This window comes from Salipaludibacillus aurantiacus (assembly GCF_900111295.1).
Classification (GTDB): domain Bacteria; phylum Bacillota; class Bacilli; order Bacillales; family Salisediminibacteriaceae; genus Salipaludibacillus; species Salipaludibacillus aurantiacus.
In genome coordinates, this window is sequence record NZ_FOGT01000004.1 from 38633 (window position 1) to 57595 (window position 18963).

The 18963-nt window shown below is 44.2% G+C and carries 23 protein-coding genes; 16 read left to right on the forward strand and 7 right to left on the reverse strand.

Going from position 1 to position 18963, the window contains the following annotated elements:
* Window positions 1-73: 73 nt before the first annotated feature.
* Together BMW59_RS05745 and BMW59_RS05750 are read left to right on the forward strand one after the other, a co-directional pair.
* Window positions 74-1273 (forward strand): phosphoglycerate dehydrogenase, encoded by a 1200-nt coding sequence (locus BMW59_RS05745; protein ID WP_093048639.1) that lies wholly within the window; start codon window positions 74-76, stop codon window positions 1271-1273.
* 170 nt (window positions 1274-1443) lie between these two features.
* Window positions 1444-1758 carry a hypothetical protein gene (locus BMW59_RS05750; RefSeq protein ID WP_093048642.1) on the forward strand — a complete coding sequence of 105 codons (315 nt, stop codon included), beginning with the start codon at window positions 1444-1446 and terminating at the stop codon, window positions 1756-1758.
* Window positions 1759-1808: 50 nt separating this feature from the next.
* Here BMW59_RS05750 and BMW59_RS05755 read toward each other — a convergent pair whose 3' ends face one another.
* Entirely contained in the window at window positions 1809-2312 is a 504-nt protein-coding gene (locus BMW59_RS05755) for a hypothetical protein (protein WP_093048645.1), read from the reverse strand.
* Between the two features lie 93 nt (window positions 2313-2405).
* On the opposite strand from BMW59_RS05755, the gene BMW59_RS05760 reads away from it, so the two are divergent.
* The 6 genes from BMW59_RS05760 (at window position 2406) to BMW59_RS05785 (ending at window position 7082) form a co-directional block, all read left to right on the forward strand.
* Window positions 2406-2990, forward strand: coding sequence for a vWA domain-containing protein (locus BMW59_RS05760; protein ID WP_093048648.1), 585 nt, complete (start codon window positions 2406-2408; stop codon window positions 2988-2990).
* Window positions 2991-3220: 230 nt separating this feature from the next.
* Window positions 3221-3922: a CBS domain-containing protein gene (locus BMW59_RS05765; RefSeq protein ID WP_093048651.1), complete on the forward strand. Its 702-nt coding sequence runs from the start codon at window positions 3221-3223 to the stop codon at window positions 3920-3922.
* Window positions 3923-3984: 62 nt separating this feature from the next.
* Window positions 3985-4278, forward strand: a complete 294-nt coding sequence (locus BMW59_RS05770) for a DUF5316 family protein (RefSeq protein WP_093048654.1) — start codon at window positions 3985-3987, stop codon at window positions 4276-4278.
* Between the two features lie 45 nt (window positions 4279-4323).
* Window positions 4324-5340, forward strand: a complete 1017-nt coding sequence (gene cuyA / locus BMW59_RS05775) for a D-cysteate sulfo-lyase (RefSeq protein ID WP_093048657.1) — start codon at window positions 4324-4326, stop codon at window positions 5338-5340.
* Between the two features lie 107 nt (window positions 5341-5447).
* Window positions 5448-5939, forward strand: a complete 492-nt coding sequence (locus BMW59_RS05780; protein WP_093048661.1) for a YajQ family cyclic di-GMP-binding protein — start codon at window positions 5448-5450, stop codon at window positions 5937-5939.
* Between the two features lie 168 nt (window positions 5940-6107).
* The gene (locus tag BMW59_RS05785) at window positions 6108-7082 is read left to right on the forward strand and encodes an immunoglobulin-like domain-containing protein (RefSeq protein WP_177174205.1); all 975 of its coding nucleotides are present in this window, start codon (window positions 6108-6110) and stop codon (window positions 7080-7082) included.
* A gap of 57 nt (window positions 7083-7139) precedes the next feature.
* Here BMW59_RS05785 and BMW59_RS05790 read toward each other — a convergent pair whose 3' ends face one another.
* On the reverse strand, window positions 7140-7877 hold the full coding sequence (locus tag BMW59_RS05790; protein WP_093048666.1) for a hypothetical protein: 738 nt from the start codon (window positions 7875-7877) through the stop codon (window positions 7140-7142).
* A 257-nt stretch (window positions 7878-8134) separates the two neighbouring features.
* Here BMW59_RS05790 and BMW59_RS05795 point away from each other — a divergent pair, with 257 nt between their 5' ends.
* The 3 genes from BMW59_RS05795 (at window position 8135) to BMW59_RS05805 (ending at window position 10262) form a co-directional block, all read left to right on the forward strand.
* The gene (locus BMW59_RS05795) at window positions 8135-8941 is read left to right on the forward strand and encodes a histidine phosphatase family protein (protein WP_245732967.1); all 807 of its coding nucleotides are present in this window, start codon (window positions 8135-8137) and stop codon (window positions 8939-8941) included.
* A 149-nt stretch (window positions 8942-9090) separates the two neighbouring features.
* Window positions 9091-9432, forward strand: coding sequence for a toprim domain-containing protein (locus tag BMW59_RS05800; protein ID WP_342739697.1), 342 nt, complete (start codon window positions 9091-9093; stop codon window positions 9430-9432).
* Window positions 9433-9479: 47 nt separating this feature from the next.
* The gene (locus tag BMW59_RS05805; RefSeq protein WP_093048669.1) at window positions 9480-10262 is read left to right on the forward strand and encodes an AIR synthase related protein; all 783 of its coding nucleotides are present in this window, start codon (window positions 9480-9482) and stop codon (window positions 10260-10262) included.
* Window positions 10263-10331: 69 nt separating this feature from the next.
* On the opposite strand, the gene BMW59_RS05810 is transcribed toward BMW59_RS05805, so the two are convergent.
* Together BMW59_RS05810 and BMW59_RS21555 are read right to left on the reverse strand one after the other, a co-directional pair.
* A complete protein-coding gene (locus BMW59_RS05810; RefSeq protein ID WP_093048672.1) occupies window positions 10332-10625 on the reverse strand; it encodes a hypothetical protein in 294 nt (97 codons plus the stop codon).
* A gap of 18 nt (window positions 10626-10643) precedes the next feature.
* On the reverse strand, window positions 10644-10799 hold the full coding sequence (locus BMW59_RS21555) for a hypothetical protein (protein ID WP_177174206.1): 156 nt from the start codon (window positions 10797-10799) through the stop codon (window positions 10644-10646).
* A 308-nt stretch (window positions 10800-11107) separates the two neighbouring features.
* On the opposite strand from BMW59_RS21555, the gene BMW59_RS05815 reads away from it, so the two are divergent.
* Window positions 11108-11818 (forward strand): YusW family protein, encoded by a 711-nt coding sequence (locus BMW59_RS05815; RefSeq protein WP_093048675.1) that lies wholly within the window; start codon window positions 11108-11110, stop codon window positions 11816-11818.
* 101 nt (window positions 11819-11919) lie between these two features.
* Here BMW59_RS05815 and BMW59_RS21560 read toward each other — a convergent pair whose 3' ends face one another.
* Window positions 11920-12063, reverse strand: coding sequence for a hypothetical protein (locus tag BMW59_RS21560; RefSeq protein ID WP_093048678.1), 144 nt, complete (start codon window positions 12061-12063; stop codon window positions 11920-11922).
* 227 nt (window positions 12064-12290) lie between these two features.
* On the opposite strand from BMW59_RS21560, the gene BMW59_RS21565 reads away from it, so the two are divergent.
* The 3 genes from BMW59_RS21565 (at window position 12291) to BMW59_RS22020 (ending at window position 14955) form a co-directional block, all read left to right on the forward strand.
* The gene (locus tag BMW59_RS21565) at window positions 12291-12455 is read left to right on the forward strand and encodes a hypothetical protein (protein ID WP_177174207.1); all 165 of its coding nucleotides are present in this window, start codon (window positions 12291-12293) and stop codon (window positions 12453-12455) included.
* Between the two features lie 534 nt (window positions 12456-12989).
* A complete protein-coding gene (gene cypC / locus BMW59_RS05825) occupies window positions 12990-14249 on the forward strand; it encodes a CYP152 family fatty-acid peroxygenase CypC (RefSeq protein WP_093048681.1) in 1260 nt (419 codons plus the stop codon).
* A gap of 265 nt (window positions 14250-14514) precedes the next feature.
* The gene (locus BMW59_RS22020) at window positions 14515-14955 is read left to right on the forward strand and encodes a redoxin domain-containing protein (RefSeq protein WP_245732980.1); all 441 of its coding nucleotides are present in this window, start codon (window positions 14515-14517) and stop codon (window positions 14953-14955) included.
* A gap of 95 nt (window positions 14956-15050) precedes the next feature.
* Here the strand turns inward: BMW59_RS22020 and BMW59_RS05840 are convergent, their stop codons facing one another.
* On the reverse strand, window positions 15051-16091 hold the full coding sequence (locus BMW59_RS05840; RefSeq protein WP_093048690.1) for a cytochrome d ubiquinol oxidase subunit II: 1041 nt from the start codon (window positions 16089-16091) through the stop codon (window positions 15051-15053).
* A gap of 5 nt (window positions 16092-16096) precedes the next feature.
* Window positions 16097-17437 (reverse strand): cytochrome ubiquinol oxidase subunit I, encoded by a 1341-nt coding sequence (locus BMW59_RS05845; protein WP_093048693.1) that lies wholly within the window; start codon window positions 17435-17437, stop codon window positions 16097-16099.
* Between the two features lie 324 nt (window positions 17438-17761).
* Here BMW59_RS05845 and BMW59_RS05850 point away from each other — a divergent pair, with 324 nt between their 5' ends.
* Entirely contained in the window at window positions 17762-18910 is a 1149-nt protein-coding gene (locus BMW59_RS05850; RefSeq protein ID WP_093048696.1) for a glycosyltransferase family 2 protein, read from the forward strand.
* The last annotated feature ends 53 nt before the right edge of the window (window positions 18911-18963 follow it).

The window sequence follows — 18963 nt, forward strand, 5'->3', positions numbered from 1 at the left end:
TTGTATGCAGGCAGGTGCTGACGTTCGAGCGGAGACAAACTACTATTTTGGATGAGAAAGAGGGAGTTTAGAGATGGGCGTACTTACTTTGGATAAAACACGTACAATCAAAACATTAAACAATATTGCGGATCAAGGACTGAATGTTTTTAACACGGATCAGTATACAATTGATAATACAAGCGAGGATCCTGATGCGATCGTTGTCCGCAGCTTTAATATGCATAACCTGGAATTCGGCAGTAATTTGAAAGCTATTGCACGGGCCGGAGCCGGTGTAAATAATATCCCGGTTGATAAATGTACAGAAAACGGCATTGTCGTTTTCAATACACCAGGGGCCAATGCCAATGCGGTAAAAGAACTTGTTCTGACCACCTTAATTGCTTCTTCACGTAACCTTTTTGACGGAATCGCCTGGGCTAAAACGCTTGTAGGGGAAGGCGACCAGGTTCCTAAACTCGTCGAATCAGGGAAGAAAAATTTTGTTGGTAAAGAGATTAAAGGAAAAACGCTTGGTGTAATCGGTCTTGGAGCTATTGGGGCGATGGTGGCTAATGACGCGCTCGATTTAGATATGGAGGTTATCGGATTTGATCCGTTCATCTCTGTAGATACAGCCTGGAACTTATCCCGAAACGTCCACAGAGCCTTTACCATTGAACAGGTTCTCGCCAACAGTGACTATATTACTGTCCATGTGCCTTTGACTGATAACACGAAAGGCATGTTCAACAAAGAAACTTTCAGCCTGATGAAACCGGACGTTCATATCCTGAACTTCTCACGCGATGGTCTTGTAGACGAAGCGGATATTGCAGAAGCTCTTGAAGCCGGAAAAGTTGGCAAATACATTACGGACTTCCCGACGGAAAATGTGCTGAAAATGAAAAACGCGGTACCGATCCCGCATCTTGGTGCTTCTACTCAAGAGTCTGAGGAGAACTGTGCAATTATGGCGGCGCGCCAGGAAAAAGAATTTCTGGAAACAGGTAATATTAAAAACTCCGTGAATTTCCCGAACGCGTCCTTGCCTTACGCAGGCAAGCCCCGTGTAACGGCGTTCCATAAAAATGTGCCGAACATGGTTGGACAAATTTCTTCCGCTATTTCAACCTTTAACTTGAACATTGCTGACATGGTTAACAGAAGCCGCGGAGACTATGCTTACACTATGATTGATATTGACAGCGAAGTAAACGGCGACGTTGTGCCGGGTCTTGAGGAAAAAATTAAGCAGATTGACGGTATGGTGAGAGTACGTACAATCTAATTTAAATTATTTAGAGTTACTAGGTCCCTGCCTCCGGTTCGTGAACGCTGCGATTTGGAGGCAGGTTTTTTGTCCCTTATTTTTCCAATAGTAATATACTTCTCCCTTATATTTTTATACAATTACTTATAAGATCTTTTTCCATATAAGGGTTAAAAGGGGGATTAAAAATGAAGCACTTATATTGGGCGGCAGGAACAGGAATCCTCTTGCATATTGGCGTCGTATTAATAAGTGGATTAACGCGGTTCCATTGGTCTGACATTGCAGGGATGGCAGCCATACTTGTTTTCTGCGTCCTTCTGTTTTTTTCATTTAGCGGTGAGGGGTTATCTGTCGGATCGCAAGCGCAGGCGAATGTGGAATCAAGAGGTCTCCATGGATCGACAAAAGCTCAAAAAGCATTGGCCAGGTGGAACCCTTTATTGACGGGGACACTGGTGTATCTCATTATCAGCTTCAGTTTTCCATACATATTTTCATAGAAGCGCCTGTGCCTTAAAGATGTGCTCTTAGCGTCGGGGCCAGGCGCTTTTTACTGCAGGCCTGTTAATGGCTTCTCGTTAAAATAAACGAGGGCCTGATTTACATTGTCTATATCATAAATTTTCTTTTTTAAACAGAATTGAATGACTAAATCGCCCGTCGCATTATTCGATAATGAGTGCCCCGCTGAGCTGAGAAGCTGCTCTGTCTGGTCCTGGTTTAATTCAAGGGCTAAAGCGAGCGCAAGAATCGTATTTTTGCCAGGGCGGTAGGTGGTCTTAGAACGTATTTTAGAAAAAAGTTTTCGGTCAATACCGGCCTTTTTGTAAAGTTCAGGGTCAGTGACACCTTTCTGGTCAATAAAGGCAAATAAAACGGAGTTGAAGGACGGCTGGCGATTTAATTCAATAAAGTCTTCTACATCCGTCATCTTCATCTCCTCGTACATAAAATCTTCCATTTCTTCAGAGAGCTGATTACGGACTAAACTTAATTCGATTAAGTGCTCCTGTATGTAGTCATCGAGTTCTTTCAGTATTTTAGAATCGAGCATTGCCTTTGCCTCCCCTAAATGTCGCTTGCGAGGCGACCTGCTGATAGGTTTATTCATCTATTATTATACCAAGAACAGGAAAGGGTGAGGAATATGACAAGGCAAGTAACCGAAATTGTTTTCCTGCTGGACAGAAGCGGTTCCATGGCAGGACTTGAAAGCGACACGATCGGAGGCTTTAACGCCTTCGTAAAAAAACAGTGTAAGTTTGAAGGAGAGACAGTTTTAACCGCTGCATTGTTTGATGACCGGTACGAAGTCCTTTGGAATGGGGTGGATGCAGGAAGTGTCACCCTTACTGAGAAAGAGTATTGTGTCAGGGGGATGACAGCGCTTCTCGACTCAGTCGGAAAGACGATTTTGGATGTGGGTTACCGGTTGTCGCATACGAGTGAGGAGAGAAGGCCTTCTAAAGTCATCGTCGTTATTACGACAGACGGAATGGAAAATGCCAGCACGGAATTTACTTATGAGAAAGTTAAAGAACTGATTAAACACCAGCAGGAGACATACAATTGGGAGTTTGTGTTTATGGGCGCAAACATTGATACAGCAAAGGAAGCAGGCAGTATTGGTATTTCTGAGGATCATGCGTTTGCCTTTGAAGCTTCCCCAGCCGGAGTTGACAGAATGTACGAAAAAGTGACCGAAGTCGTTTCTGAGAAAAGGAAGAAGTGACAGCCACCGACGCTATGTTAACAGATTTGGCCCCGTCGCTAGAAGCGATGGGGATTTTTTTGTGGATAACGGCCACGTAACCCCGCAGCGTGACTGAGTGAATCTTTTCCCTGAAGCAGGGACAGCGGTTGGTCGTGTTGAAGTAATATTGCAGGCTGCACAGGCTGTCACTTCTTAGTATTATTAATTTATAAACAGGGACCGAGCCCCTTTTTAAGGAGAACATATATATGAAAAATTCACAGAGATTCACGACTGCCTATAACAGGATTGACGCTAAATTACGAGAACAGGAAAACAGTGACCGTTACTTGCCTTTTTCGGAGCTGGTCGTCCGGACGGCAAAACATAATTACGTCGTCAGAAGGTTTGAAAAAGATCTTAAAATGCTTGGAAACCTGCGGAATGCGATTATCCATAATGAAACGCGGCAGGACTATGTCATTGCGGAGCCTCATGATTCCACCGTGTCACTTATTGAAAGGATCGAAGCGGAAATCTCAAAACCTAAAGAAGTGATTCCGATGTTCAGCAAAGATGTAAAGACGTTTGAAACGGACCATACGTTATCGGATGTTTTAAGGGTGATTAAAGATCAGGCTTTCTCACAGTTCCCTGTTTATAAAGACGGGGAATTTGCCGGGCTTCTGACAGAGAATGGCATTACAAATTTTTTAGCCAGGCATGTTGAGGAGGAATTGATTTCACTGCCTGAAACTGCCATTGAAATGGTATTATCATTAGAGGAAGCAAAAAATAACTGCAAATTTATCTCCCGCCATACGAGTGTTTACGAGGCGAAAGAGTTGTTCAAGAACGAGGGCGCAGACGAATTTGCCAGGCTGGATGCGTTATTAATTACCCATCACGGCAGGAAAACGGAAAAATTGTTAGGAATGATTACGGCGTGGGATATTACGCAAATTGACTAGTTAAGATATGATTAGATTTAATGATGTTTTAGTTGATTAATGGAAAGAGGACCGGTGGTTTTATGAAAAAAGCGATTTTTATTGGTTTAGGAATCGTGGGTGTAATCTTGCTTTTCGCCCTTATTATACAAGATGCCGATGTTATTTTTGCGCTGTCCGGGCTTGCGGCCGCTGTCAGTTTTTTACTGGCTGCTCTGTCCTCGAGAGCTATAGAAGGCGGAGAGAAAAACTGGACGGAGGAAGAGATGGAACGAAAAGGGCGGAGAACCCGAAGGCGGAAGGGAAAGGCTTTGATGTTTACAATGATCGGATTGCCTAACTTTCTAACCGCGGTTCTCTCGTATTTATTTTTGTAGGGGCACCCGGAAAGATCATATTTTTGAGTTTGGAGGGATGACACTGTGAATTTGTCTCATTTTCCGCGTAATCAATATTCTCAGTCTAAGACACCCATTGAAAAAGCCGAACGTTTATCAGCCATGCTGGGCGGGCCTGATATTTTTATAAAAAGAGATGATTTGCTCGGTTTGACTGAAGGGGGCAACAAAACGAGGAAGCTGGAATTTCTCATTGCTGATGCCCAGGCAAAAGGGGCAGATACGATTATTACAGCCGGAGGCATTCAGTCGAATCATTGCCGGCTCACTCTGGCTGCCTGTGTAAAAGAGGGCCTGAAATGTGTGTTGATTTTAGAGGAAAATGAAAAGGCGCAGTATGATACGCAGACAAACGGGAATTTTCTTCTCTATCAGCTGTTGGGGACAGAAGCGCTTCATATTGTCCCGAACGGCACCGATGTGTATGAAGAGATGGAAATGACGGCGGACGAGATGCGCCGGGAGGGCCGGAAGCCTTATGTGATCCCGGTTGGGGGATCCAATGTAACAGGAATAACAGGGTACGCGGCATGTGCTGAAGAAATCGATGATCAGGCAAAAGCTGAGGGCCTCTCATTTGATTATGTCGTCTGCACGAGCGGAAGCGGGGGGATGCATGCCGGACTGATTGCCGGTTTCAAAGGACTCGGCGCCCGCACAGAAGTGATAGGCATTAACGTGAGCCGCGGGAAGGCGGGGCAGGAAAAAAATGTGTATAAGCTCGTACAGGAAACAGCTGACCATATTGGGGTGAAACAGAAGATTCCGCATGGGGCTGTGACGTGTTTCGATGACTATGTCGGCCCGGGGTATGCCCTTCCGACAAACGGGATGATTGAAGCGGTCAAGACGGCAGCCCGGACTGAAGCTCTCCTTCTTGACCCTGTTTATACTGGAAAAACAATGGATGGTCTCATTGACCTTACTCGAAAAGGCTTCTTTAAAAAAGGCGACAGCGTGCTGTTTATTCATTCAGGAGGAACCCCTGCTGTTTATGCGTATTCACCGGTTTTTTATACGGAAGATCTTAAAGGTGAATAAGGATCAAGATCCCCGGGGTGTGCGGCTAATCAATGAGGCCGGTGGAGACTTTATTCAAGGGCTGGAATCATCTATAATGAGGGAGACAAACTATTCGGAGGTAAATAATGGCTAAAGAGAGTTCATTTGATATCGTATCCAAAGTTGATTTTTCAAAGGTGCAAAATGCTGTTGTGATGGCGACGAAAGAAATTCAGAACCGTTATGACTTTAAGGGGAGTAAAAGCAAGCTGACCCTTGAGGATGAAGAACTGGTGCTTGTATCAGACGATGAATTTAAAATGGACCAGTTGAAGGATGTGCTTGTAAGCAAGCTCATCAAACAGGATGTTTCATTAAAAAGCCTTGATTACGGCAAGCTGGAACCGGCCTCGGGCGGGACAGTCCGGCAGCGCGCGAAGCTTATTCAGGGCATTGATAAGGATAACGCGAAAAAAATTACTAAGCTTATTAAAGATAAAGGGCTTAAAGTAAAAACGCAGATTCAGGACGACCAGGTCCGCGTGAGCGGGAAAAACCGTGATGACCTCCAGAAAGTGATTGCAGCAATCAAAGAGGCTGACCTGCCGCTTCCACTCCAGTTTATTAATTACCGCTAATCTGCGGCAGCGATGGGCAGTGTGAGCCTGCATGATATACAGTGTGTTACATAGAGAGAGCATTTCCTAGGTGGAATGCTCTTTTTTGTGAAAAAGAGTGAGGATGCCTGGCCGTTTTGCGGGATGTTTTTTGAGCAGAAGGAAACTTATTTTAAAAAGAAACGTCTAATGACTAAAAGGACGGGGAGGGATGGGCTTATGCTTATCCGGTTAAATAAAGGATGGGTTGCAGCGGGTCTTATTTTTATGATCGCAAGCTTGGCTGGTGGCTGCGGGCAGGACGGCCAGTCAGGAGTATGGGAGCCGGAAGAAGACTGGGAAGAAGGTCGGGGGGATCTCCCTGACAGTGTCGGTAACCCTCAAAGTGTGGATCTTTCTCCGGAAGAAAAAGCGTTCCTGAACACATATCTCTATTTTGACCATGGCGAGGAGCTTTGGAAAGAAACAGATTATGCAGCTCCGACCGGAACGTGGTTTTTTAAGGACGGTGAAGGCAGCCTGGGGTACGGGATGCCTGCAGGAACGATGAAAGCAGGGGAAATCTTCTCGGTTGAACTTATCGCTCACGAGGAAGACGGAGTTACTATGGAGCGCGAGATCAGAGTGCGGTTAACTGAAATGGAAAAGATAGAAGAACAAGAGAAGATCGTGGATGAAACAGTCTACGTGGAATCGGCAGGGAGCAGTGAAATAGTCTATTCCGGGAACCTGCCCGATAACGAAAATGCCGGCTACCTGTTGAGTGTGGAGGTCATAAATGACGAAGGGGAAGTGGAAGACACCCGGCTGTCTTTTATGTATGTGCCGGTGCCGGAAATGAATGCCTCTTTAAGTACGGATCAGGAGACTTACACTGAAACTGATGAGGAAGTTAAGTTAATTCTGGAAAATGCCGGGCCAACGTATCTTTTTATCGGCGAATATTATTCGGTTGAGAAAAAAGTGGGCGATACATGGAGGAAGGTGCCTCTTGAATTAGCGTTTAATGATATTGGGCTTTATGTGGGTATTGGGGAAGAGCATATGGATACGGTCGATATGACAGAGTTGGACAGCGGAACTTACAGGCTAATAAAAGATATGTATGCTGACGGGATTGATATTTCAGCGGAGCTTGCCGCAGAGTTTACGATTCAGGAGTAGAAGCCTGGACCATAATATAAAAACATGACAGGAGCGGTTAAACTCCTGTCATGACAGCTATTGGGCGTGATCTCTAAGGTAATTATACATGCTTTCGATCCGGTCATCATCCCCAAATGCTTGTGTTACTCCCCAAATTCTCCGATCGTCATCCGATCCATCTCCATTTACATAGATATCGAGATCATGGATGATCCGGTGAGCATAGCGGAGGGCCATCCGATCTTCGGTGTGGTGACTGACAGCTAATTTATAAAAGTTTTCAAAAATATCAATGTCCTTAATGGCTCTGGAATCATCGAGAAGGTCATCTTGCAGTTCCATGATCCCTTCCATAAACTTTTTAGTATCATGATACTCTCCATTTCGAACATCATCGAAGTCGAGGGTATCGACATTTCCATAACCGACAATATCATTCATGACGTTATGCATGTAGTCGATATTTTCTTCGGCTCGTTCCTCTTGTCCATCTTTAAAATTAATAGCATCCTCATGATCCGACCGTTCGAGATCAAAAATAGCGGTATCCAAGAAATATACCCCATCCGGATTACCTCCCTTTTCATCTTCATCATTAGCAGCTTCTTCATTTTCATCATTTCCGAATGCGCTTGTGTCGAGATCTATTTCCTCAGATGCGTTACCTGATACGTTCTCTGATGCATTTCCTGATGCTGTGGCTGTTTCTTCTGAACTACCGAAGTAGTTATCAGTCAGTGAATAAGTAGCATATATAATACCACCTGAGATGAGAAGCCCGGCTGCAAAAGAATATCCTATGAGTTTCTTCATCGTTATAACCTCCTATAAATCTGCTAACTAAAGCCTATCTGACCTCAAAAAGAAATACAAAGGGGTGTACCCAATCTCCTCCTCTCATTCCTTTTATATACAAGTGATCTATTTAACCCGGCTCCTGCTGCTGGCGAATGGGGGTCAGTCCCCTCATGCAGTAATGCGTTACTGCGCAAGGGGACTGGCACTTTTAAAATGAATTTTAAAAAGGGGTAAAACATTCGAGGCAGGCACATATATTAATAGGAATAAAAGTGATTACTGGCTGGCTTGGAATGGCTGCTGTAGTTACAAAGGAGGCGGAAGTCTTAAATCCTAACGTCTGGCAGCATATTCACTTGAGGGGCTATCCTAAACTGAATGGCGGGGAATTACTTAACCCTCATCTCTTCTGTCCTTGCAGCTTGAATCCATATTGGTTTCCTGGGTATTCGTCTAATATTCCTGCTTTTGTAAATAGCACTTCGTATAATAATTTCTCCGACCGTGTGTGCGTCCATTCCTTTCCTCAATTGCTTATGAAAGGTTCACTATTAGAGATTCTTCAATCTGGGGGTTTAATTATTTACGCAAGACATGGAGAAGCAACGATAGGAGAAGACGAGCCGGATTACAACTTAATGGACTGTTCCACTCAAAGAAACTTGTCGATGAAGGGGCGGTATCAGGCCTCTTTATACGGGATGACCTTCCGCCATCTAGCTATACCTGTCCAATACCCGGTTGTAGCGAGTCCTTTTTGCAGGACGAGAGAATCGGTCGAGCTCGCTTTCGGAAAGGAAAACGTGCAAGTCGACTGGTCTCTTGAAAAACTGTTTCTCTTGTCTGCTGAGACATCTTTTAAAGAAAAACAGGCGGGATCAAAAGTGCTTAATGAGGTGCTGGAATCCCCGCCCTTGCGGGGATGTAATAAAGTAATTATAGCTCACAGTTTCCCGGAAGGAACAGGACTGGGGCCAATCCCTAATATGGGATCGGTAATCGTTAAGCCGCTCGGCCGGGGAAGAGGTTATGGAATTGTCGCAAAGCTCACGTTACCACAGTTTATAAACTTATATTAATAGGAATCACTTTCGTTTCTTCCCTGACGGTAGTTTTTTGTGGTCCGCTAAATTGTTTTTTCGTCTGCGTTTTGTTGTTAACCCGTTTTTTGAGTAAAATAGAGACGAGCTTTAACTTAGTGAGCGAGAACTGAGGAGGCCGAGCTTTCATGTTTGAAATGTTAGATAAAGTGTTGATCGTGGAAGGTAAGAATGACCGCAAGCGTGTTGAACAGGTGCTTGATGAATCCGTTGAAATTATTTGCACTTACGGCACGCTCAGCGAGGAGAAACTGGAAACATTGATTTATCCAATCGAAGATCTCGATGTCTATATTCTGGTAGATGCAGACGATCCGGGGAAAAAATTGAGGCGGCAGCTGAAAAGGGAATTGCCAAATGCAACACACCTTTATACAGAGAAAGGCTATCGCCAGGTGGAAACAACACCTTTAAATTTTTTGGCGGACATCCTCGGAGAGTTTTTTGAAATAAAAGAAGGTTATTTATAATGTGCCCTAGTTCAGGACACCTGTGGAAGGAAGAGGAGTTAAACGCAATGTATATTGACGACCCGGTAAAATTATTGAAAAAAGTAAGAGATCTGACACTCATGGCTGTAAACGATGAGCAGTATATGGTAATTGCATGTGATTCAGATGGCGGAATAGGCAGCAAACCGTATGATACTGTAAAAGTGCCGGAAGAGATTCTTGCCCAGTTCGCTGTTCGTGTCCCCTTGTTTGAACTCGTGTCATGCGGAGCGAAACCGTTTATGGTCATCGACTGCCTGGCAGTTGAAATGGATCCTTCCGGTGAAAAAATCCTGGCGGAAATTAAACAATATGTACGGGAAGCTGGGATCACGGACGATATTCAATTTACAGGAAGTTCTGAAGAGAATGTGCCGACAGTTCAATCAGGAATCGGCGTGACCATTCTGGGGCTTGCTGACCGGAAAGGTTTCCCTGTTGGAGCTTCCAGAGGAGAAGACCAGGTCGTATGTGTAGGCATCCCTAAGAGCGGGCCTGACTACGACATACATCCGGATGATCCCGACATCGTGACCTTAAGGGAACTGATAGAGTTAAGGAAAAGTGCGGTCGTCCACGATCTATTGCCTGCAGGTTCAAAAGGGGTACAGTATGAGGCAGAGGAACTGGCCCGGAGCGTAGGCAAGGTGTTTGTGGGTCGGCCGGATGTGTCACTTGATCTTAAGCAATCCGCAGGTCCCGCAACATGTGTTTTGCTCACCTGTGGTGAAAACGACTTACATATAATTAATAAGCTGGTGCATTCGCCTGTTACAGTGATTGGTGAACTTAAAGAACCGGGGGTGTAAACGGAACGAAATTAGTAAATGGTTTACTAAAAGAGGGCTTTTCCGAAAGGAAACGCCCTCTTTTTGCGTTTATTTGCCTGTGTGCCGTGGTCTTTGTGATTCCGTGTCTTGATCATCTGGATGATCAAGAACATAACCGCCGCGGTCATTCTTTTGATCTGGCAGTTCATCTGTAATAAAGTAAGCTGTCTCGCCATCGCGCTCTTTATTTCGTTTAAAGCCTTTATCAAGTTGCCCGGCGTTTTCAATGTCACCGGACATTTCATATCCTTCAACTTCCACGTTGCTTGTTGTCCCATACAGGCGCATCCCGCCTAATTCAGCATTGAGGTTTTTTTCGATGTGGCGCTTTTTCTCAGTCACAGGGCTTATGCCTCCTTATTATTTTAACTCTTCTTTTTCATATGCGATCAAAACAATCTCTTTATGGGTAAAATCAGCAAAGTCCTTTTCCAGCGTAATCAGGCGGTCAAGATGATCGGGACTGAGTGCCGCTGTTGAATAGTCACTTTTTTCGTTTTGCTCTTTTATTGTCATGAAATATCCTCCTTCAAAGGGCTTAATTATAGCCTTCCTTATTATTTGCAGGCAGCGGAGTGTTTATGCTCTCACAAGGAGTATGCGATTCGGGAAGCAGGCCGGATAAAAGCCTTACTCAAGCTCTTTTAGCGTTAACAGTAAATGTTTAATGGAAAGAGTTATTATTTTTTTAAAAAAATTGAATTTTTAGCCCTAAAGTATTAATCGTACCTGTTTCTGTTTAATAAATGAATAAATAGGAAACACCCCCAGTAGTCCTCAAAATTACTATTAATTATTATTTTGCTGAAAGGAAGGGTTAGATTATGAAGAAATTTAAAATGAGCTTAGCAGCAACAGCAACTGTTTTGGCAATTGCAGGCTGCGGAGATACTGAAGAAGGAAATAATGGTGGTGGAAACGAAACTAACCAGAACAATGGACAGACAGAAGAAGTAAACGAAGAGCCGGATGTAAACATGGCTGACAACAACGAAAATAATGATGAGCTTGACACAGACAATGATGCAGGCTTAAACGATGATAATAATGCCGCAAACAATATGGAAGAGGACGGCGAGGAAGCTGAAGCAGTCATGGATCAAGACTTCCAAAACTTTGATCTTAACGTGACGTTAGTTGATGACACTGAATGGGAGTTTAATTATAATCCTGCTCAGGAAGATGGAGAAGAGCCTGAAGCTACAATAAGCGGCGACGATATTAACCTTGAAGGTGAAGAAGCAGTAGAAGAAATGGAATCTTATTTATCTGAATTCCATGTAAATGCAGCAAGTGAGCAGGAAGAAATCACTTCTGAAATCGCTGATACGTTCGATTTTAACGAAGATGATTTCCAGGAGTACACTCTTACAATCGATTTCGCTGAACAGGAAAATGAAACAGAGTGGACTTGGAGCCAGGATCAAGATGGAGAAAATGAAGGTGGAGAAGAAGATACTGAAGGCGGAGAAGAAGATGCCGGAAGTAATGATGACGGCTTAAATTTTGAGGATAACGACAATAGTAATCAGTAATATTTAAGCTAGTGAGAGTAAAGCTTGAGGCACTGCATAAAGCAGTGGCCTCAAGCTTTTTTTTTGTGTCTGGAGCAGGAAACCGGCATGTTAAAGCTTTTTTAGTTTTCAGGAGGGGAAGGCTTAGAGTTTTTCATTTTAGCCAGGACGTTTTTTACCTGGTTGTAAGTGAGTCCTGAATTCCTGTTTAAACGTTTCACTTCGTCAATGTCTGTTCCTGCCACGGTTCTGTTCTTTTTGTCCATTGGGAAAAGCCTCCTGGGTGTTTTTATTTTTTAGTGTGTCCCGGACAAACAGGCAATATGATGAGTGGCGGATTACAGGCAAATAAAAAAACGACCTCCAGTTTTGCTGAAGATCGTTTTTCAGGTTAACACCTTAGGGGACCCAACCATTTCACTTTTCGACTCTGTGTGATTTCAACTTTAGCTTTTTTTCAAAAGCCGGCTTTCTTACTTTTCAAATGCTACAGATGAAAAGTGAGTTGCTTCCGTTGAACACCATTCTGCATGCTATGCTGCCTATCCAGTCAGAGTTTAGAAATACTATTAACGCAGTTTCTTTAAATGGCTTCGATCTTTCCGATTATAATAAACCAGCTACTACTATCGGGGAGCGGATCAACTGCCATTCATAAAACTTTGTTAACTGATTACTTCACTTACTGGCTCTGAATGATTAGCATTTTCTGCAGACGCTTTCAAAAACAATCTTTTTGAAATGGATATCATCTTTCCACTTTCATGAATCAATTTCATCCATCCATTTCCGGCAGACAGGTTTTTTAAGCCTTACTTACTGTCCGGTTTTACTTAAGATGTTTTTGAAAATTTGTTGGTTTTTTTAATTGGAACCAACCGCATGGTTGAGTCTCCTACGGTGTTAACAACTTTTGTTTATTTATTTCTTACTTATATAATAACCTATTTTCAGCTGAAATAGTGTGTCGTTTTTGTGAACGTTTTCATTGTTTTTAAATAGGGGTTTTTCAGCTGTTTTTTGAAGGTTATGAAGCTGCTTAAACGCTGCCTGTTTCTCCTGGAATGCTTCTATGCTGATAAGTCCTAAATTAAAACAGCCCTTTTATTTTCTAATAAGGGGTTTGAATGAAGGGTTTTCCAAGGAATGGTTAATAGTGAATGGAAATTCAGGTGTCATATGGAGGGATAATATGAGCAGTGAAAACAATATGCCAAAAGAGGAAGGTCTTGACCACAGTTTAAAGCTGCTGAAAGAAGGCTACCAGTTTATTATTAACCGGCGCCACACGATGCAGTCGAATGTGTTTGAGACAAAGCTTCTCGGTGATAAAGCGATTTGCCTTTCAGGAAGCGAAGCCGCTAAAATTTTTTACGATAATGATAAGTTTAAACGGGAAGGAGCGGCGCCTAAACCGGTGGAAAAGACGCTATTTGGCGAGGGAGGAGTCCAAGGGTTAGATGGATTGGCCCATAAACACCGGAAAGCGATGTTTATGTCATTAATGTCAAAAGATGATTTAGCAGAAATCCGTCGTTTAACAAAAAAATACTGGGAACAGGCAGCTCAAGACTGGGAATCCCGTGAAGAGATCGTGCTTTATCAAGAAGTTAAGAAAATCATAACCCGGGTTGCCTGTGAATGGACTGGCGTACCGCTTGAAGAAGATGAGGTGGACCACCGGGCAGACCAGCTGAGTGAAATGTTTGAGAAGCCTGCGGAGGTCGGTTTAAGTCACTTCAAAGGCTGGAGAGCCCGTTCAAAAGCTGAAGACTGGATTGAAGAGCTCGTTAAAGAAGTACGTAATCATGATCGGGAAGTGGACAGATACCGGGCTTTATATGCGTTTTCATGGCATAAAGACCATGAAGATCAATTGCTGGACGAAAGTGTTGTGGCTGTAGAGATATTAAATCTGCTGCGTCCGATGGTGGCCATTTCCATTTATATCGCGTTCACAGCTTTAGCGGTTCATCAATACCCTGAGAAAGTGAAAGCTCTTGAGAGCGGGGACGAAGACCAGCTCCAATATTTCATTCAGGAAGTCCGCCGTTATTATCCGTTCTTCCCTTTTACAGTAGCTATAGTTAAAGAAAACTTTACTTGGGACGGCTACAAATTTGAAGAGGGAACAATGACTCTGCTGGATCTGTATGGTACAAACCACCACCCGGATGACTGGGAAAACCCTAACCGGTTTGAACCGGAACGGTTTAAAGAGTGGGATGGAAGTCCATTTGACTTCATTCCGCAAGGTGGAGGGGAGTTTGACATTGGCCATAGGTGCGCTGGAGAATGGATCACTATTGATATTATGAAAGAAAGTCTTGACTACCTTGTCAATCACCTCACGTACTCTATGCCGGAGCAGGATTTATCTTTCAGCATGACTGAAATTCCTACAATTCCGGAAAGCAGAATAATTATGAGAGATATTAAACGCAAGCAGTAAAACGGACGTTTACATGATGTGTTTAATTCTTCCGGGCAGACAGCTTAACGGCTGTCTGCTTTCTGGATATTGGGATGGGCGTGGAAAAGTGTTTTATATAAGACAGAGGAGTGGAATGGATAACTACAGGTAATGATAAGGGAAAGAAATCATATTCGCAGTAAAGAACAGCTTAAATTAAGAAGGCTGGAATTTTTTAAAAAGCGATATAACCTGTCAAAATAAATGAAATGAGGTGTAGTATATGGCTGAACTGGAAATCGGAATGGAAGCGCCGGATTTTAACTTGTCCTCCACGAGAAAAGAAAGAATTTCATTAAGTGATTTCAGGGGAGAGAAAAATGTGCTTGTAGCTTTTCATCCGCTGGATTTTACTCCTGGCTGAATTAAGGAATTAACCTCTTGGAAAGAGGACTACAAAGCTTTGCAGAAGCTCGATACAGAAGTGCTGTCGATCAGTGTGGATCATATATACTCGCATAACGTGTTTGAGGCAAGCCTTGGTACGCTGCCGTTCCCGCTGTTATCCGATTGGTTTAAAAAAACCGCGAAGGAGTATGGTGTTTTCAACCCTGAAGATGAGACGGCAAAGAGGTCAGTATTCGTAGTTAATAAAGAAGGCAAGATTACTTTTATGAATACGCAGTTTAAGGCTGATGAAGATGAACATTATACGGAGTGCCTCGAGCACTTGGAACGTCTGTAAACGGCGTGGATGTAACCGTCCCTGACTCTGATGGAGTCAGGAACGGTTTTTTTATTATGGAAGAAGCAGGGGAGCACCATCAGAAAGAATGACATTTAATACTGGTTCTCTTCTTCTGGTTTCGCCTGCAGATAGCGTTTATCTTTCATAAACAGACGCCAGAAAATATAAAAAGCAGGAATAAGGATCGCGAGGCCTCCTCCATATCCGTATAGGAGCCACCTGAACATCACAGGATCTGTAAAAGCATCCTGAATGGTTAAATCCGGATAAAGGATATACGGCATATGGGAATAGCCGTAAGCGAAGCTGGCCAGCCCGAACTGTAAGACGATCAGGAGGACGCCTGCCCTCGGGCGGCCGGGCGCTGCGCTTTGAGAGGGCCACCATAACGAGCTGTAGCCAATCACTGCAGCGATCAGCGATAAAGCAAATAAATACCAGACATCGACCATCGCTTCAACCATCCAGGGAGCCTCCGGGATCAGTGTCAGCAGCGCAGTGACGGCAAAAAATAATGTGACTGGCCCGAGGATCACAGCATTTTTCCTGTATATGGCATAAGCCTTTTCTGAGCCGGATTCACGGGCATAGTCACTTAAAAGCAGCGCGGATAAAAACAGCTCTGTTGCAAGTCCGAAGCCGACGTGGGTGTAAACAGCCGGGCTGGCAAGGGTTTCGTTAAATAAGATGTACTGCCGCTCCCCCCCGCCTATGAACCCCCCGATAGAAACAGGGAGAACGGCAATCATTAAAGCAGGAATTAACAGGCCTGTGATACCTGAAATGTAGACAAGAGCTTTCGTATATTTTTTCACAGTGAATGAAAAAACCATAAAGGCGCTCCGGATTGTGAGCAGGATGAGCACCAGGCTGAAAGGCAAAATCATTAATGTGCCCATGTAAAACGCTGCGCCTGGGAAGAAGCCGACGAGTGCGATAACGAGAAGGACAAGAAACACATTAGTTACTTCCCATGACGGCGATAAATAGCGGTTGGCAAGGACTGTCGCGCTCGTTTCCCTGTCAGAGTAGTACATTGCCCAAAACCCGGCCCCGAAGTCAATCGAGCCGGCGATGGCGTAGACAAATAAGAACACCCATATAATCAATATGGCAATATAAGGTTCAGTCATAATCGTCAGAATGCCTCCCCGTTAGATACTGTCAGCTCGCGCTGCAAAGGATTTCTTGAGAAAAAGTATTTTAAAACTAAGATTGTTAAAACGAGCAGGACAATATATAAGGTGATAAAGAGGAAGAAAAGAATCCCTATATTCCCTGATTGGGTGGCGGCATTGCTTGTTAACTGAATGCCGTATATGGTCCATGGCTGTCTGGCTACACAACTGAAAATCCACCCAAATTCGATTCCAAGCATCGACAGAGGACCGGTTGCTATTAAAAGGATAAGCAGCCATGCCGGGAAACCGCGCTTTCTGAAAAAGATGGACCATAGAAGGGCAAAGCCTGCTATGCCAATCAGCGAGAATCCGATGCCTACCATGAGATTAAAGAGCGTATGGACGAACAGAGGGGGCCATTCTTCCTGCGGGAAGTCATTTAAGCCTTGGACCACACCGTCAGTGGACCCGGTTGCGAGCCAGCTGAGCATTCCTGGAATTTCAATTCCTCCGACGACGGCTTCTTGTTCGGGATCGGGTATGCCCATAATGGCGAGCGGCGCGCTTGCTTGCGTTTCAAACAGACCTTCGGCGGCTGCCAGTTTTAAGGGCATTTCGTTATGGAGCATTTTTGCGGTGTCGTGACCGTTTGCAGCGGTGTAAATACTGGCTAAGAGAGCGACTGCGAGGGCCAGCATTAAGCCTTTTTTATGGTAAGTCCGTTCGGCAGCTGAGCTTGCTTTTCTAAGCAGCCTGTATGCCGCAATTGAGACGAGGACGAATGCGCCTGTCATGTAAGCTGTTGCGAGCACATGTTTTGAAGTCACGGGCATACTGGCGTTCAGAACAGCGGCCCACGGGTCGACATCAGTCACTCTTCCCTCAGTCAGCTGGAAGCCGGCCGGTGTGTTCATCCAGGAGTGGGCGATGTTAATTAAAACGGCAGAGGAAGACGCTCCGAATGCGACGATCGCTACACTGATAATCCTCATTAAGCTTGATAACCGGTCGGCTGCGTACACATAAATAGACATAAACACAGCTTCGAGGAAGAAGGCGAAGATTTCAATCTGAAAGGGCACGGCAATTACTTTTCCTACGATTTCCATAAATCCCGGCCATAACAAAGACAGCATAACCCCGACTATTGTGCCTGACGGAATCGCCACTCCTAATAAAATGGCAAACCCTTTCGTCCAGCGTTTTGCCATAACCCCGTAATCCCTGTCTTTTCTTATCCAGTGCATGAGCTCTGCGAAAAAGATCATCAGCGTCACTCCTACCCCCAAGGTTGCGAAAATAATATGAAAAGCCATTGAAGTTCCGAATAACATTCGTGATAGCAATACTGAATCCATACACACCTCTCCGTTCCCAGTCAGTCTCTTATGTTAGATTGCTTAGTTCATTGGATAATATTCATTTATTTTCCAGTCGGCGTTTAGGACTAAGGGGAAAGCAGATAATTTTTATGGTTTATTTTTTTAAAAAGGCGGGGGTGAAAGCTCTGCTTTGGGAAGAGTACAGTATTCGGGGGCGAAGGGCAGAAGGGAAGAAGCGCAGAAGAGCGGCAAAAAAAGACTTTTTTAATTGAGACAGGCGCCAGGGCGAGGTTCTGGCAGTTGAGCGTCAGGCAGTGATAAAATGTAGTCACACGTCACGGAAACTGGAGAGTGGGGAAGATGGTTTATTTGGCAGCTGTTACATGTCTGTTTTGGCTTTTCGTTCTTATTGATGCCTTCACCGGAATGAGGAAGATGCCGAAACTGGAAAACATTCAGGAAAATGATCATTTACTCAGGGAAGGACCTTTAGTATCTGTCATTGTCGCCGCTAAAGATGAAGAAACCCATATAGGAGAAAGCTTACAGTCCCAGTTTAAACAGACATACCCGCACATTGAATGGCTTGTCGTCAATGACCGGTCTGAAGACAGAACGGGAGAGATTATTGAGGAACTGGGAAAAGAAGAGGCGAGGATGACTCCTATTCACATAGAGAAGCTGGAAGAAGGCTGGCTCGGTAAAAACCACGCCCTTTATAAAGGATACCTCGAAGCAAAAGGGGAGTATCTTCTATTTACTGATGCAGATGTCATTTACAAACCGGAGGCTCTTGCGAAAGCAGTCTCTTATGCGGTGGAACATGAGGTCGATCATTTAACTTTAGCGCCGGATATGAACGTGAAAAAGTATTGGGCGAGCGCTTTTGTTTCCTTTTTTATGTTTGGCTTTTCGTATTTTAAACGGCCTTGGAAAACAAATGATGATAAAAGCAAGCATGCTCTGGGAATTGGAGCCTTTAACTTATTGAAACGGGAGGCGTATGAGGATATTGGCACTCACCAGAAGATACGGATGCGGCCGGATGATGATTTAATGCTCGGCGTCCACATAAAACAGAGCGGGAAGAAACAGCGTGTGGGCTTTGCCTTGTCCCACCTGGAAGTGGAATGGTACTCATCTCTTCGGGCAGCGATCAGCGGTCTGGAGAAAAATACGTTTGCAGGTTTATATTACAGCTATCTGATGGTACTCGTATCGTTGTCAGGCATCTTTATTTCACAGCTCTTTCCGTTTATTGCCCTGTTTGTGACTGAAGGCATGACGCTGTGGCTTTATTCGGGCGCTGTCATACTTATGTTTCTCGTTTATTTGCAGACGTCCTTCAGGCGGGTACGGGAATCAGTAAAACATTTTGCTGTTTTTCCGGTGACCACTGTCCTGTTTATGTATACGATTATCAGGGCTGTTACCCTGACCACGGTCAGAGGCGGGATCACATGGCGCGGAACCTTCTATCCATTGGAAACACTTAAAAATAAAAAGTAAGTCCAAGACCCTGACAGCAAGGCTGTGAGGGTCTTGGAGTTTAACAGGTTAAC

Excerpts from the sequence above, each read along its gene's own strand:
- BMW59_RS21560 (WP_093048678.1), bottom strand. The coding sequence starts at position 12,063 with ATGGACAAAAAGAACAGAACCGTGGCAGGAACAGACATTGACGAAGTG.
- BMW59_RS21555 (WP_177174206.1), bottom strand. The coding sequence starts at position 10,799 with ATGACAATAAAAGAGCAAAACGAAAAAAGTGACTATTCAACAGCGGCA.
- BMW59_RS05840 (WP_093048690.1), bottom strand. The coding sequence starts at position 16,091 with ATGACTGAACCTTATATTGCCATATTGATTATATGGGTGTTCTTATTT.
- BMW59_RS05850 (WP_093048696.1), top strand. The coding sequence starts at position 17,762 with ATGGTTTATTTGGCAGCTGTTACATGTCTGTTTTGGCTTTTCGTTCTT.
- BMW59_RS05780 (WP_093048661.1), top strand. The coding sequence starts at position 5,448 with ATGGCTAAAGAGAGTTCATTTGATATCGTATCCAAAGTTGATTTTTCA.
- BMW59_RS05755 (WP_093048645.1), bottom strand. The coding sequence starts at position 2,312 with ATGCTCGATTCTAAAATACTGAAAGAACTCGATGACTACATACAGGAG.
- BMW59_RS05750 (WP_093048642.1), top strand. The coding sequence starts at position 1,444 with ATGAAGCACTTATATTGGGCGGCAGGAACAGGAATCCTCTTGCATATT.
- BMW59_RS05770 (WP_093048654.1), top strand. The coding sequence starts at position 3,985 with ATGAAAAAAGCGATTTTTATTGGTTTAGGAATCGTGGGTGTAATCTTG.
- BMW59_RS05800 (WP_342739697.1), top strand. The coding sequence starts at position 9,091 with ATGTTTGAAATGTTAGATAAAGTGTTGATCGTGGAAGGTAAGAATGAC.
- BMW59_RS05765 (WP_093048651.1), top strand. The coding sequence starts at position 3,221 with ATGAAAAATTCACAGAGATTCACGACTGCCTATAACAGGATTGACGCT.
- BMW59_RS21565 (WP_177174207.1), top strand. The coding sequence starts at position 12,291 with ATGAAAAGTGAGTTGCTTCCGTTGAACACCATTCTGCATGCTATGCTG.
- BMW59_RS05785 (WP_177174205.1), top strand. The coding sequence starts at position 6,108 with ATGACTAAAAGGACGGGGAGGGATGGGCTTATGCTTATCCGGTTAAAT.
- BMW59_RS05815 (WP_093048675.1), top strand. The coding sequence starts at position 11,108 with ATGAAGAAATTTAAAATGAGCTTAGCAGCAACAGCAACTGTTTTGGCA.
- BMW59_RS05790 (WP_093048666.1), bottom strand. The coding sequence starts at position 7,877 with ATGAAGAAACTCATAGGATATTCTTTTGCAGCCGGGCTTCTCATCTCA.
- BMW59_RS05760 (WP_093048648.1), top strand. The coding sequence starts at position 2,406 with ATGACAAGGCAAGTAACCGAAATTGTTTTCCTGCTGGACAGAAGCGGT.
- cypC (WP_093048681.1), top strand. The coding sequence starts at position 12,990 with ATGAGCAGTGAAAACAATATGCCAAAAGAGGAAGGTCTTGACCACAGT.
- BMW59_RS05805 (WP_093048669.1), top strand. The coding sequence starts at position 9,480 with ATGTATATTGACGACCCGGTAAAATTATTGAAAAAAGTAAGAGATCTG.
- BMW59_RS05845 (WP_093048693.1), bottom strand. The coding sequence starts at position 17,437 with ATGGATTCAGTATTGCTATCACGAATGTTATTCGGAACTTCAATGGCT.
- BMW59_RS05745 (WP_093048639.1), top strand. The coding sequence starts at position 74 with ATGGGCGTACTTACTTTGGATAAAACACGTACAATCAAAACATTAAAC.